At 70.7% G+C, this 13,481-nt stretch carries 11 protein-coding genes; 7 read left to right on the forward strand and 4 right to left on the reverse strand.

The window, feature by feature from the left end:
• Positions 1-214: 214 nt before the first annotated feature.
• Positions 215-787, reverse strand: coding sequence for a hypothetical protein (locus V1227_RS19595; protein ID WP_329787068.1), 573 nt, complete (start codon positions 785-787; stop codon positions 215-217).
• Between the two features lie 603 nt (positions 788-1,390).
• Here V1227_RS19595 and lanKC point away from each other — a divergent pair.
• From lanKC to V1227_RS19615, 4 genes are all read left to right on the forward strand, one after another.
• Positions 1,391-3,955 (forward strand): class III lanthionine synthetase LanKC, encoded by a 2,565-nt coding sequence (lanKC, locus tag V1227_RS19600; protein ID WP_329787069.1) that lies wholly within the window; start codon positions 1,391-1,393, stop codon positions 3,953-3,955.
• Between the two features lie 37 nt (positions 3,956-3,992).
• Positions 3,993-4,154, forward strand: coding sequence for a SapB/AmfS family lanthipeptide (locus tag V1227_RS19605; RefSeq protein WP_090006228.1), 162 nt, complete (start codon positions 3,993-3,995; stop codon positions 4,152-4,154).
• A gap of 143 nt (positions 4,155-4,297) precedes the next feature.
• Positions 4,298-5,914, forward strand: a complete 1,617-nt coding sequence (locus tag V1227_RS19610) for an ABC transporter ATP-binding protein (protein ID WP_329787070.1) — start codon at positions 4,298-4,300, stop codon at positions 5,912-5,914.
• A complete protein-coding gene (locus V1227_RS19615; protein WP_329787071.1) occupies positions 5,914-7,629 on the forward strand; it encodes an ABC transporter ATP-binding protein in 1,716 nt (571 codons plus the stop codon). The genes V1227_RS19610 and V1227_RS19615 overlap by 1 nt, the downstream gene beginning before the upstream one ends.
• A 30-nt stretch (positions 7,630-7,659) precedes the next feature.
• On the opposite strand, the gene V1227_RS19620 is transcribed toward V1227_RS19615, so the two are convergent.
• Together V1227_RS19620 and V1227_RS19625 are read right to left on the reverse strand one after the other, a co-directional pair.
• On the reverse strand, positions 7,660-8,163 hold the full coding sequence (locus tag V1227_RS19620) for a DUF3145 domain-containing protein (RefSeq protein ID WP_236223642.1): 504 nt from the start codon (positions 8,161-8,163) through the stop codon (positions 7,660-7,662).
• Positions 8,164-8,362: 199 nt separating this feature from the next.
• A complete protein-coding gene (locus V1227_RS19625) occupies positions 8,363-9,703 on the reverse strand; it encodes a S8 family serine peptidase (protein WP_329787072.1) in 1,341 nt (446 codons plus the stop codon).
• Positions 9,704-9,846: 143 nt separating this feature from the next.
• Between V1227_RS19625 and V1227_RS19630 the strand changes: the two genes are divergently transcribed.
• From V1227_RS19630 to V1227_RS19640, 3 genes are read left to right on the forward strand one after another with little or no spacing between them, the layout of a single operon-like run.
• Positions 9,847-11,079, forward strand: a complete 1,233-nt coding sequence (locus tag V1227_RS19630) for a hypothetical protein (protein WP_329787073.1) — start codon at positions 9,847-9,849, stop codon at positions 11,077-11,079.
• Between the two features lie 12 nt (positions 11,080-11,091).
• Positions 11,092-11,451, forward strand: a complete 360-nt coding sequence (locus V1227_RS19635) for a VOC family protein (RefSeq protein WP_329787074.1) — start codon at positions 11,092-11,094, stop codon at positions 11,449-11,451.
• 21 nt (positions 11,452-11,472) lie between these two features.
• Positions 11,473-12,813, forward strand: a complete 1,341-nt coding sequence (locus tag V1227_RS19640; protein WP_329787075.1) for a dihydrolipoyl dehydrogenase family protein — start codon at positions 11,473-11,475, stop codon at positions 12,811-12,813.
• On the opposite strand, the gene V1227_RS19645 is transcribed toward V1227_RS19640, so the two are convergent.
• Positions 12,801-13,469, reverse strand: a complete 669-nt coding sequence (locus tag V1227_RS19645; protein ID WP_329787076.1) for a TetR/AcrR family transcriptional regulator — start codon at positions 13,467-13,469, stop codon at positions 12,801-12,803. The genes V1227_RS19640 and V1227_RS19645 overlap by 13 nt on opposite strands.
• Between the last annotated feature and the right edge of the window lie 12 nt (positions 13,470-13,481).

Here is a 13,481-nt window from a genome sequence, read left to right on the forward strand (position 1 = left end):
CACCACCGCGAAGCCCCGGTCGCCACCATCGGACCGGGGCTTCGCGCTTTCCGCGTGCGGGGGCGGTGGTGACGGCGGGAGGAAGCACGAGTGGCGCGGGCCGTCTTCACCGCGACGCCGAGGGCGAGCCGCCCAGCGCGACAGAGGTGCCATCAGCCCGCCCGTGGCGCCGACCGCTCGACGCGCCGGCCGCGAACGCACCAGGGCGCACCCCTCAGCACTTCTCCATCTGCGGGTTCCGGTTCTCAGGAGCCTCGTCCACCTTCAGCTCCCCGCCCTCCCACACCAGGACGTAGACGACCCGCCACCGGATGCACGGCTCGGGCAACGCGGGCGGAGCCTTGGAGACGTCCTGAGTGGACACGAAGGAGATCAGCACCCGCAGCCGCCGGCCCACCACGTCGGACTCGACCCGCTGCACCACCACCGACCCGTCCCGGGTCGTCTCGTAGGCGGCGATCCAGGCCGACTCCACGGTCGACGACACCCGCCGGGCGGACACCACCGACCGCCACGCGGCGAAGTCCAGGGTGTTGATCGAGTCGAAGTAGGACTGCAGCACCCGCTGCACCGACGTCCGGTCGGGGTGGGTGAACGAGTCGGGGCTCAGCCGCACCTCGGACGTCCCCGGTACGGGCCCGGCCACGGACGACGACGGCACCGCGGGTGATCCCTGGGCCTCGGCCGGGCGCGAGTACACGGCACGGCCCACCATGCCGGCCGCCACCGCGGCTCCGGTGATCACCACCACGGCCGGCACCAGCCAACGGCTCGCCACGCTCCCCACACGCGCAGCCTAGCCGCACGCCTGCCGGGGCAGCGGAGCGCCGCGGGCGGACGTGCCGCGTTACGCCCGAAAACTGATTTCACCCGAAAGAACACATTAGGCATCAAATTGACGATCTGCATGCAGCAAAACAATATTTGCTACATAAATTTTCAATGGACAATCTCATCCTACGAATGGGTCCGTTCGGAGTAGGGTATACCGCCGAACAGCGGTACCAAACACGCATGTGCAGCCATTTTCGACTTCACCCGGAAAGAGCAGCCGATACGGCGCGTGCACGACGTTTGCCCCCACCCAACTATACATCGAGTGTCAGCTGGAATAGACCAGGTCAGAGGCGCGCGGTTTGCTAGACGACTCAGTCCCGTTTAGTGGCGACACGCCGAACTGCCATCACACTACCGTTCCTCAAACGTCTCAACCGGGTGAGATGGTTCCAAACCTCATCACCGGATGTGACATACCCGCCAGTAGCGATGGCTCTTCTAGGCACGAACAGGTGACCCATATGACCCAGACGGCGGATTGGCCATAGATGCGAATTTGTGCGGGAATATGCCGCGTCAAAGAAAACGCAAACAAGCCGGGGAGGGGATTTCGGTGGACCTCAGATACGAGGCGTACTGCTTCGCCGACCGGCAATTCTACGATCTGCAGAGCAGCACCGAAAGCACTCCCGCGGACGACTTTTCCACCGAGCTCCCCGCGCTCCCGCCCGACTGGGTGACGGTTGAGCGCAACGTGTGGCGCCACCACCACCCCACGGGGGTGCAGCTGCCGAGCCAGGGTTGGAAGATCCACGTCTCCGCCGGTCTCGACAACGCCGGCCGGGTGCTGAAGGCGGCTTTCGACTACTGCGTCGACCGGCGAATTCCCTTCAAGTACCTGCGGACGATCTCGATCGTTCTGGCGCGCAACTCGAAGTACGCGCCCCGTGACGGCAGCGGCAAGCTCGTCACGATCTACCCGGTGAGTGCCGAGCAGCTCGAGACGATCTGCACCGAGCTCGCGCAGGTCCTCGACGGCGAGCACGGGGCCTACGTCCTGAGCGACCTGCGGATCGGCAAGGGACCGCTGTACGTGCGCTACGGCGGGTTCTCCGAGCAGTGGCTCGAGGTCGACGGGCAGCAGGTGCTCGCGATCGAGGGCCCGGACGGCGAACTGGTGGCGGACAAGCGCAAGCCGGTGTTCAGCCTGCCCGAGTGGGTCGAGCTGCCGGCGTTCCTGGAGCCGCACCTCGCCGAGCGCAACGCCGGTGACCAGGAGAAGTTCCCCTACGAGATCAAGAGGTCGCTGCACTTCTCCAACGGCGGCGGTGTCTACCTGGCGACGCGCAAGAGCGACGGCAAGGAGGTCGTGCTCAAGGAGGCGCGGCCGCACGCCGGGCTCGACCGCGAGGGCCGCGACGCCGTGGCACGGCTGGAGCTCGAGCACGAGATCCTCACGAGACTGCACGGCATCAAGGGTGTTCCCGAGGTGTACGACCGCTTCACGGAGTGGGAGCACCTGTTCGTGGCCATGGAGTTCATGCCGGGGCGTTCGCTCGGGCAGTGGCTCGGCCACAACTACCCGCTGACGCACCGGGACACCACCGACGAGCTGCTGCGGGACTACCGCGTCCGTGCCGAGGCGCTCATCGGCAAGGTCGAGGCCCTGGTGGCCGAGGTGCACGAGCGCGGTGTCGTCTTCGGCGACCTGCACACGATGAACATCCTGGTCGACGACAACGACGACGTCTCGCTCATCGACTTCGAGCTGTCGTCGACGATCGAGGCCCCGCACCGGCCCACGCTCGGCGCGCCGGGGTTCCAGGCGCCGCAGGACCGCGAGGGCTTCGAGGTCGACGCCTACCCGCTGGCCGCGCTCAAGCTGTGGATCTTCCTGCCGCTCAACGCGGTGCTGGAGCTCGCGCCGGCCAAGCTGCGCCAGCACGTGCACGTCGTCGCGGAGCGGTTCGGGCTCTCCGAGGACTACCGGCGGCAGATCCTCGACGTGCTCACGCCGCGCGTCGACCCGCCGGCCGATCCCGCGTTCACCGCGTTCGACGACGAGAACCCCGACTGGGCGGTGGTGCGCAAGGAGATCGCCGCGGCGATCCTGCACAGCGCGACGCCGCACCGCAAGGACCGGCTGTTCCCCGGCGACATCGAGCAGTTCGAGACCGGCGGCCTCGGCTTCGGCCACGGCGCCGCGGGCGTGCTGCACGCGCTGGCGGACAGCGGCGAGGGCCGCTACCCCGAGCACGAGCAGTGGCTCGTCGAGGCGGTCAGGAACGACCCGCCGAAGCAGCCCGGTTTCTTCGTCGGCGCGCACGGCATCGCGCACGTGCTGGAGAACTTCGGCCACCACGACCTCGCCGCGCAGCTCGTCGAGAGCTACGCCCCGCTCGTCCGCACCACGCAGGACCACGGGCTCAGCGCCGGCCTGTCCGGCATCGGCCTCAACCTGCTGCACTTCGCGGACTCCCGCCACGACAGCGGTTTCACCGCGCAGGCGGAAGAGCTGGCGCACCGGCTCGCGGCGCGGCTGGAGCAGGTGCCGCCGCCGGGCCCGAAGGCCAGGGCGGGACTGCTGCACGGCTGGTCGGGTCCCGCGCTGTTCTTCCTGCGCCTGTCGGAACACACCGGGGAACGGCGCTGGCTCGACCTGGCCGAGCAGGCCCTCGAACGCGACCTAGCGGAAACGATGGTCGCGCTGGACGGTTCCCTGCAGGTGCGCGACGGCACGTTCCGGTCGCTGCCCTACGTGGGCATCGGCGGCGCTGGAATCGCGTTGGTGCTCACGGAGTTCGCGAAGGCGGCGCCGGAACGCGCCTGCGCGGCAAAGCTTCCGGAGCTGCTCGGCGGGTGCACCGGCGAGTTCGTCATCCAGCCGGCGTTCACGCTGGGCAGGGCGGGGCTGATGGCCACGCTGGCCCACGCGACCAGGCACCGGCCGGACGAGCGGCTCGAACGCTCCGTCCGGCAGCACCTCAGGGCTCTCGGCTGGCACGCCGTGCGCTACGGCGGCGGGCTCGCCTTCCCCGGCGTGCAGCTGCGCCGGCTCTCCATGGACCTCAACACCGGCGGCGCGGGCGTCCTGCTCGCCATCGCCTCCACAGTGGACGGACATCCACCACTCCCCTTCCTCGGAAGGGCACAGGCCCCGGCCCTCGCGGACCGGTAGCAGGAAACATCGATCCCTCGACACTTAGGAGATTGTCATGGGCTTCATCCTCGACATGCAGGACCTCGAGACCCCCGAGGCGCCGAGCAACGCGATGGCGTCGGGCCACGGCGGCGGCGGTGGCGGCTCCACGACCGCGTCCAACGCGTCGCTGCTGCTCCCCTGCTCGCACAGCACCGTCAGCCTGCTGGCCTGCTGACTCGCGCCTCAACTGAACCACCGCGGTGGGTGAGCGGCATAGGCGAAGTATGCCGCTCACCCTCCGACTGCAGGGCCCGGCAGCCGGCCAGCTGTCGGGCCCTCGCTCATGATGCGCCCTCGTGACCTCCGGAGGAACAGCCGATGGCCAAACCAGGCGACGCCCTGCTGTTCTCGGCCGTCCGCCGCGACCACCGCCCGTGGCTGCTGATGCTCAACGCCGCGGTCGCCACGACCGGGGGCCTGCTGCTCCCCGCGGCTCTCGCGAACGCCGTCGACATGGCCCTGAGCGGCACGTTCGTGCTGTTCACGGTGGTGTGGCTGCTCCTGCTGGCGGCAACGGAGATCGTCGGGGACGCGATCGGCATCGTGCTCGCCGCGAGCACCACGAGCCGCGCCACGGCCTGGTTGCGCCGCGAGCTCTCCCGCAAGCTCCTCGCGCTCGGCCACCCCTCCCCGTTCGCCGCCGGTGACGCGGTCAGCCGCGTGACGGGCGACTGCGGCAACGCGGGCGGCATCGCCGTCACCCTGATCACGTTGCTCGTCACCGCCGTGTCCTCGGCGGGCGCGGTGGTCGCGCTCGCGTTGCTGGACTGGCGGCTCGCGGCCGTGTTCGTGGTGAGCGTTCCGCTGGCGGGCCTGCTGATCCGCACGCACATGCGCATGACCGCCGACGACGTGCTGACCTACCAGGAGGTGTCCGGCGAGGTCTCGGCCCGGCTGCTCGACTCGGTGTCCGGTCTGCGCACGATCGCGTCCGCCGGTATCGCGGGCCGCGAGACGAGCCGCGTGCTGGAGCCCCTGCCCCGGCTCGCCGCGGCCGGCGCGGGCATGTGGCGCACCCAGGCGAGGATGATGTGGCGGGCCGGGTTGCTGCTGCCCGCCGTCGAGGTGGCGGTGCTCACCGCCGCCGGGTTCGGTGTGATGCAGGGCAGGCTGAGCACCGGTGACGTGCTCGCCGCCCTCGGCTACGCGGCGCTCGGCATGGGCATCGTCGGCCAGATGACCCAGCTGACCGTGCTCGAACGCACCCGCGCCAGCGCCGCCAGGATCGCCGAGGTCCTCGGCACCCCGGTACCGCGACGTCCCGCGCCCAAGCCGTCCAACGGCGTCATCGAGCTGCGGAACGTCAGCGTCGACGGTGCGCTGCACGACGTGAGCCTCCTGATCCCGGCCGGCACGTTCACCGCCGTCGTCGGCGCTTCCGGCGCGGGCAAGTCGACGCTCGCGGCGGTGCTCGGCGGACTGTCCTCAGTGGACTCAGGCGAGGTGGCCGGCCACGACTCCGTCGGGTACGCCTTCGAGCGTCCCGCCCTGCTGGGCACCACGATCGGCCGTTCGATCGGCTACGGGACGGACGCGGACGAGGTCCGGGTCCGCGAGGCCGCCGTCGCCGCCCAGGTGCACGACGTGCTGGTCCGGCTGCCCCACGGTTACGACACCCCGCTGGCCGACGCCCCGCTGTCCGGTGGCGAGGCGCAACGGGTGGGACTGGCGCGCGCGATCATCCGCGATCCGGAGGTGCTCGTCCTCGACGACGCCACCGCGAGCCTGGACACCGTGACCGAGGCCAAGGTGGACGAGGCGCTCACCACGACGCTGCCCGGGCGGACGCGGGTGGTCGTGACCCACCGCCCGGCGACGGCCGCGAGAGCGGACCTGGTCGTGTGGCTCGAAGGCGGCCGGGTCCGCGGCACCGGCACCCATCGCGAGCTGTGGGACGACGAGGACTACCGAGCCGTGTTCACCGGGGGCCAGTGATGCGTTTCTACCTCTCCACGCTGGCAGGACACCGCAAGGGCGTTCTCGTCCTGTTGGCCTGGTCGCTGCTCGAGGGCGTTCCCGCGTTCTTCGGCGGCAAGCTGGTCGGCAGCGCCGTCGACCGGGGCTTCGCGGCGGGACGGCCGCTGGCCGGCGTGCTGTGGCTGCTCGCGTTCGCCACGCTCGCGGTGGTCGGCGCGCTGGGTCAGCGGCAGGTCTTCGCCCGGCTCGGCTCGGTCGTCGAACCGATGCGCGACGCCCTGGTCGCGCGGGTCGTGCGGGGCGTGCTGAGCGATCCGACGCACCGCCGCACCCCGGACGCCAGCGCCGTCGCCATGATCACCCGGCACGTCGAGGTGGTGCGCGACGCCACCGCGGGCGTGCTGGTGCAGGCCCGCGCCCTCCTGGTCACCACGATCGCCGCGCTCGTCGGACTCGCCACCACGGCCGCCGCGCTGATCTGGCTGGTCGTGCTCCCGATCGTGGCCGCGCTGGTGCTCTTCGGGTTCATGCTCCCCTCCCTGGCCCGGCGGCAGCGCCACGCCGTCATGGCCGACGAGAGCACCGCGGAAGCGTCCGGCGCGGTGCTGACCGGCCTGCGCGACGTCGCCGCCTGCGACGCGGCCACCGAGGCCTTCGAGGACATCGCGAGGCAGGTCGACCGGCAGGCCAGGGCCACGATCACGGTCGCGTGGGCGAACTCGTTGCGCGCCACGGTGATCGCGATCGGTGGCTTCGCGCCCATCGCGCTGCTGGTGGCGTTCGCTCCCCCGCTCGTCTCGACGGGCCAGCTCACGACCGGCGCGGTCCTGGCGGCCGTCGTCTACCTCACCAACAGCGTGAACCCCGCGCTGCACGGCCTGGCCCGCACCACGAGCACTGTCGTGATGCGGCTGATGGTCGCGCTCAAACGACTGCAGGAAGCCGCACCGCGCACCGGCGTGGAGAGCGGCGACGAGATCCCGTCCGGCGGCGGCTTCGCGCTGCGGGACGTCACGTTCGGCTGGAGCCCGGAAGCGGTTCCGGTGGTGCGCGGCCTGTCGCTCGACCTGCGTCCCGGCGACCACCTGGCCGTCGTGGGGCCCTCGGGCATCGGCAAGTCCACAATGGCCGGTCTGCTGACCGGCCTGATGCCGCCGGACCACGGCCACGTCCTGTTCGGCGGCGTCCCCGTCGACCGGGTGGTGCCGGCCGTCCGGCACCACGCGATCGCGCTGATCCCCCAGGAGACGTACCTGTTCACCGGCACCGTGCGGGAGAACCTCACGCTCCTCGCACCGCGGGCGACCGACGAGGACCTCGTCGAGGCGGTGGACAAGGTCGGTGCCCGACCACTTCTGGACCGCCTGGGCGGCCTGGACGCCGCGCTGGGCCACGGCGGTGAGGGACTTTCCGCCGGAGAGGCCCAGCTCCTGGCGCTCGCGCGCGTCTACGTGACGTCGGCGAGCGTCATCGTCCTCGATGAAGCGACCTCACACCTCGACCCCGCCGCCGAGGCGCGCGTCGAACGGGTCTTCGCGCAGCGGGGCGGGGTTCTCGTCGTGATCGCGCACCGGCTGAGCTCGGCGCTGCGGGCGAACCGGGTGCTGGTCATGGACGGCGGCAGGCCGTTGCTCGGCACCCACGAGCACCTGCTCGAGACGTCCGCGCTCTACGGGCAGCTGATGCTGGCCTGGGACCCCACGCACAGAGAAACCCCGCTGCCCAAACGGTGAGCGGGGTCCACTCCGGACTGGACGACCCGGTCAGCCAACGCGGTGCAGCCAGGTCACCGGTGCTCCGTCGCCCGCGCGGCGGAACGGTTCCAGCGCGTCGTCCCAGGCGGCGCCGAGGAGTTCGTCCACCCCGTGCGCGAAGGATTCACCACCTCTGGCCCGTGCCGCGAGAGAACGCAACTGGTCCTCGTTCACGACGATGTCGCCGTTGGCCGAGGTGCGGGCGTGCCACAGCCCGAGAACGGGCGCGAAGCAGAAGCGCTCCCCGTCCTGGCCCGAGGAGGGTTCCTCGGTCACCTCGAACCGGAGCATCGGCCACGCGCGCAGCGCGGCGACGAGCTTGGCGCCGGTGCCGGCGTCTCCGGTCCACGCGCATTCAGCGCGCAACTGACCTGGTGCCGCTGGTTGCGCTGCCCACCTGAGGTCCACCCGGGCACCGAGGGTGCCCGAGATCGCCCACTCGACGTGCGGACAGACCGCAGACGGCGACGAGTGGACGTAAACCACGCCACTGGTGCTGCCACGGGTGCTCACTGCTGACCTCCGCTACTCGACGAGGGACGTCTTCCCCTACGCCTTTGCCGAGTGAGGTGATCACCGTGGAACCCGTTCGCTGCATTCTGCCCCGACTTGAGGCATGTCCGCCATAAGAACCAGCTCGATCATCACCCGACCGGGGCAGATACAGGTCTTAAGTCCCGATCTCCCCGGCCGAGCGATGCGCGATCGTGATCTACAACGCGTTTACCGCGGCGACGACGTCGACGAGACCCGTTCCCTTGTCGAAAGACGAGGTGTAGGGCCCGGCGGGCTGGTAGCCGGAGCCGTACCTGTACGCCGTCGACTTCAGCGCGCGCTCGATGTCGGCGGGCGTCGCGGACGGCTTCGACTGGAACAGCTGTGCGACGATCCCGGCGACGTGCGGGGCCGCCATCGACGTGCCGCTGATCGTGTTGAACGTGCCGAGGTCGAGCAGTCCCGGACCGTTCAGCGGCTGCAGGCCGGTCGCGCAGATCGGCAGGTGGAGCCGGCACGACGAGGTGATGTTCTCACCGGGCGCGGAGATGTCCGGCCAGGTCGCGGAGTCCGCGGCGAGACCGCGCGAGGAGAAGCCGGACACGGCGCCGTCGCGGGTGCCGGTCTCCTGGTCGTCGTACGAGGCGACCGAGATCACGCCGGGGGTCGGGTCGACGCCGGGCGGGTTGGACAGGTTCGCGGAGCCGTCACCACCGTCGTTGCCGTTCGCCCACACCACGACGACGCCCTCGGCCACGAGCTGCCGCTGCAGCTTCACCGTCACGGACCCGGGGTCGAACGCGCCGCCGCCGGACGGGCCGTAGGAGTTGTTGACCACCTTGATCGGCGGGCAGGTGGACGCGGGCACGCCGGCGCCGCACGGTGCCCGGTGGTTCTCCAGCACCCAGTTCAGCGCGGCGTCCGCGCCGAGGATGAGGACCGCCGCGCCGGTGGAGATCACGACGCCCTTGGCGCCGGGAGCGGCGCCGCGGACCACGGGTCCACCGGTGGTCTGCACGTCACCGCCGATCGCGATGCCGGTGACGTGGGTGCCGTGCCCGCCCAGCGACGTCGTGTCCGTGTCGAGGAAGCCCGGCACCGGCACGATGCAGTTCGCCTGCGCGGACCCGTCGAGGCAGAGGCTCTTGAGGTTGCGCACGATCCGGCCGCCGAACGACGGGTGCGTCGGGTCGACGCCGGAGTCGATCACCGCGACCGACACCCCGGCGCCGGTCAGGCCGAGGCTGTTGCGGGCGTCGAGACCGCGCGTGGCGGTGTGCGAGGTCGACCCGAGGAACCTGATCGGCTTCTGGACCTCGACGCGGGTCACGCCCGCCCCGGCCCTCGCGGAGGAGATCCGCGCGTCATCACCCCTCGCGGCGACCACACCGATCTTGCGGAAGCTCGTGAGCTTCTCCAGACCGGCCGCCTCGACCGCGGCTTCGGCGGCGGCGATGTCGGTGCCGTGGACGTAGACCGTGGAGGTCGGAGCGGCCGTCGCGACAGGGGATGCGGCGGCCACCAGCAGTACGGCGAGCAGTGCAGCGCGTGTGTACATGGACCCTCCGTGAGCATTGGCAGGCAATCACTCCAACGAGTGATCCACTTATCGGTGACGGCGATCACGCCAGGTCTCCGCCAACTGCGGTGAAACGACCCCGGAGCGCTACGGTGTCCCCCCGTGCGGAAAGGTGGGGACTCGTGCGGCTGATCCGTCTGGGCGCTGAACCTTCGGCCATCGGGGCGGACGTCCGTGCCGCCCTCACGGCCTGCGGCGCGGGTACCGAGGTGCTGGGTGGCGTGGCGCTGATCGGCGTGCAGCCGCCGGACTGCCCCGTCCCCCTCGACGCGATCGTCGTGCTGCCCAAGGGCGTGATGGTGATCGTCGGCGTCGACCTGCCCGACCCCGCGGTGAAGCTCGAGGCGCCGCTCGGCGGTCAGTGGAAGATCGACGGCTGGCCGCTGGTGTCCCAGGACGGCTCGCCGAACCCGGCGACCGAGGCCGTGGCGGCGGCGACGGCGGTGGCGCAGCGGATCCAGGCGATGCGCGCGGAACCGCTCCCGGTGAGCACGGTCGTCGCGGTCGGCCCGTTCGTGAGCCAGGTCGTCCAGCCGACCGTCGACCTCAACCGGGGCGTGCGGGTGCTGCACCCGAAACCGTCCACTGTGCTCAGCGCGGCCCGGGAGCTCGCGACGTCGTCGGTGCCGTGCACGGCCGACCACGCGGTGAAGCTCCTCGCGATCCTGCAGACCACCGGCACGCCACCGGACGCGCGGTCGCTGCTGTCCGAGGGCTTCAGCGACGCCGTCTCCGACCTCGCGTCCGCGAACACGATGCTGATCCCCAAGGCGCAGCTGCGGGCGGCGATCGGCCGCAAGCGTTTGCCGAGCAAGCTGGCCTGGACGTACGTGGCGGCCGGCGCGCTGGTGGCGTTGCTGCTCGTCGTGTGGCTGGTCGTGGCGCTGCCCGGCGGCGACGGCCCTGCCGACGCGACGCCCACACCGACGTCGGCCCAGCCCACGACCGTGGTCGTGGACGGCACGACGTTCGTGCCGAAGGACATGAAGAAGGACAAGGAGTGCCAGGCGCAGGCGTTCGGCGACGTGAAGGCGTGGCTGACCGCGAACGACTGCGGTGTGCTGCTGCGCGCCACGTACGAGGCGACCGTGCAGGGCAGGCAGGTGACCGTGATGGTGGCGGACATGGACCTGCTGGACGCACCCAGCGCCAAGTCGTTGCACGCGGTCGTCGTGCTGCCCGGCTCCGGCGGCGTGAACGGCCTGGACGGCAAGCCGCTGGAGAGCGCGGCGTTCGCGAACAGCACCAAGGGCAGCCACGTGACGCTGGCGTTCGCGGTGTGGACGGGCGGTGCGGGCGACCCGTCGCTCGAGCCGATCGCCAAGCAGGCGTTGCGGCTGCCCGCCACCAGGTAGAGGGTGGAGGGCATGGTCGGACAACTCCGCTCAGTCGTGCTCGACTGTCCCAACCCCTCCGAACTGGCGTCGTTCTACGAGAAGCTGCTCGGCGCCGAGAGACTCCCCGGTGACGACGACAACTGGGTCGTGATCGTCGCCTCCGGCACGCGCATCGCGTTCCAGCGCTGTCCCGACTACCGGCCGCCGGTGTTCCCGGATCCGCACGGGTCGCAGCAGTTCCACCTCGACGTGCTGGTCGAGGACGTCGAGGAGGCCGAACCGAAGGCGCTGGCCCTCGGTGCCCGGTTGGTGCAAAAGGACACCGACGACGACTTCCGGGTCTACGCGGACCCGGTCGGGCACACGTTCTGCCTCATGTGGCTTTCCTGACCCAGGCCTACTGTGGGCGCCATGGATTTCGACGTCATCGTCATCGGTGGTGGCCCCGTGGGTGAGAACGTGGCCTGGCGGACGGCCGCGGGAGGCCTGTCCACCGCCATGGTCGAGAAGGAACTGGTCGGCGGCGAGTGCTCGTACTGGGCGTGCATGCCTTCGAAGGCGTTGCTGCGCCCCGGTCACGCGCTCGCCGCCGCCCAGCGGGTGAAGGGCGTGGTCGGCGGGTCGCTCGACCCGGCCGCGGTGCTCGAGCGCCGCACCGGGTTCACGTCGAACTGGGACGACAGCGGCCAGGTCCGGTGGGCCGAGTCGGAGAACATCCACGTCCTGCGCGGCGAGGGCGAGGTCACCGGCGAGCGCGAGGTCACGGTCGGCGGCGAGGTCCACCGGGCCCGGCAGGCCGTCGTGGTGTGCACCGGCAGCGTGCCGAAGATGCCGCCGCTGGACGGTCTCGCCGACACTCCCGTGTGGACGTCGCGGGAGGCCACGTCGGCGCGCGAGGTGCCGGAGTCGCTGGTCGTGCTCGGCGGCGGCGTCGTCGGTGTCGAGATGGCGCAGGCGTGGGCGCGGCTCGGGTCGAAGGTGGAGCTGGTCGTCTCCGGTGACCGGCCGCTGCCGAAGATGGAGGAGTTCGTCGGGCCGCTCGTCGTCGAGGGCCTGCGGGCGGACGGCGTCGAGGTGCTGCTGAACGCGCGGGCGTCGGCGGTCAAGCCGGGCGAGGTGACCTTGCGGGACGGCAGGGTCGTGCGGGGCGAGGAGATCCTCGTCGCGACCGGCAGGGTGCCGGCCACCAGGGACGGCAAGCCGCTGGCCATCGACGACTCCGGTCTCGTGTCCGGTGTGGACGGACGGTGGCTGTACGCGGCGGGGGACGTCACCGGGCGCGCGTTGCTGACGCACCAGGGCAAGTACCAGGCCCGCGCGGTCGGCACGGCGATCCTGGAGCGCTCGCGCGGGGTCGAGCCGGAGCAGTGGTCGGCGGGTCGGGCGTGGGCGGACCACGTGGCGGTGCCGCAGGTCGTGTTCACCGACCCCGAGGTGGCGTTCGTCGGGCACACCGCCGAGGAGGCGCGGGCGGCCGGGCGGGACGTGAAGGTGGTCGACCTCGACATCGCGGTCGCCGGGTCGTCGCTGCACGCCGACGGCTACCGGGGCAGGACGCGGATGGTCGTGGACGAGCGGACGCGGACCCTGGTCGGTGTCACGTTCGTCGGTCAGGACGTCGCCGAGCTGCTGCACTCGGCGACGGTCGCGATCGTCGGCGAGGTCACCGTGGACCGGTTGTGGCACGCGGTGCCCTCGTACCCGACGATCAGCGAGGTCTGGCTGCGGATGCTCGAGGCCTACGGGCTCTGAGGTTCCAGCACGGACCCGAGCATGCCGGTAAGCAGTTCGTTCGCCGTGCCGACCACGTGCGCGCGGTCGTTCTCGTCGACCCGTTCGGCGAGCTTGAACAGCGCGTCCGCGGTCTGCACGGCGATCCGGAACGTCAGCACCACCGGGGCGTCGCCGTGCGCGCCGAACCGGGAGACGAACATGTCCGCCAGCCGTTCGGCCATCAGCTCGTACTGGTCGACGCTCGAGTCGAGGCGGTGGCTGTCGAGCAGGTCGCTGAACCGCACCCGCCCGAAGCCCGGCACCTCGACGAGCATCCGCATGTAGACGGTGACGACCTGCTTCATGGCCTCGTGCCACGTGTCCGCGATCAGGTCCGCGGCGAACAGCTCCTCGACCTCGCGGAGGTAGGTCTCCATACCGCGAAGCGCCAAAGCGTGCACAACAGATCGTTTGTCCGGGAAGTACTGATAGAAAGAACCAATGGGCACTCCGGCCACATCGACGATGCGCGCCGTGGTGATGTCGTCGTAGTCGTATTCGTTCAGCAGGCTCGCGCAAGCGTCGAGGATCGCGGAGACAGTCGCCGCGCCACGTTGTTGCACCGGCTGCCGGCGCATCACCCTGGCTAACCTGCCTCTGGCCGGGTTCTCATGCACACGGACATCTTTGTCCATGTGCACTCGAAA

The sequence above is a fragment of the Lentzea sp. DG1S-22 genome (assembly GCF_036321065.1).
In the GTDB taxonomy this organism is placed as follows: domain Bacteria; phylum Actinomycetota; class Actinomycetes; order Mycobacteriales; family Pseudonocardiaceae; genus Lentzea; species Lentzea jiangxiensis.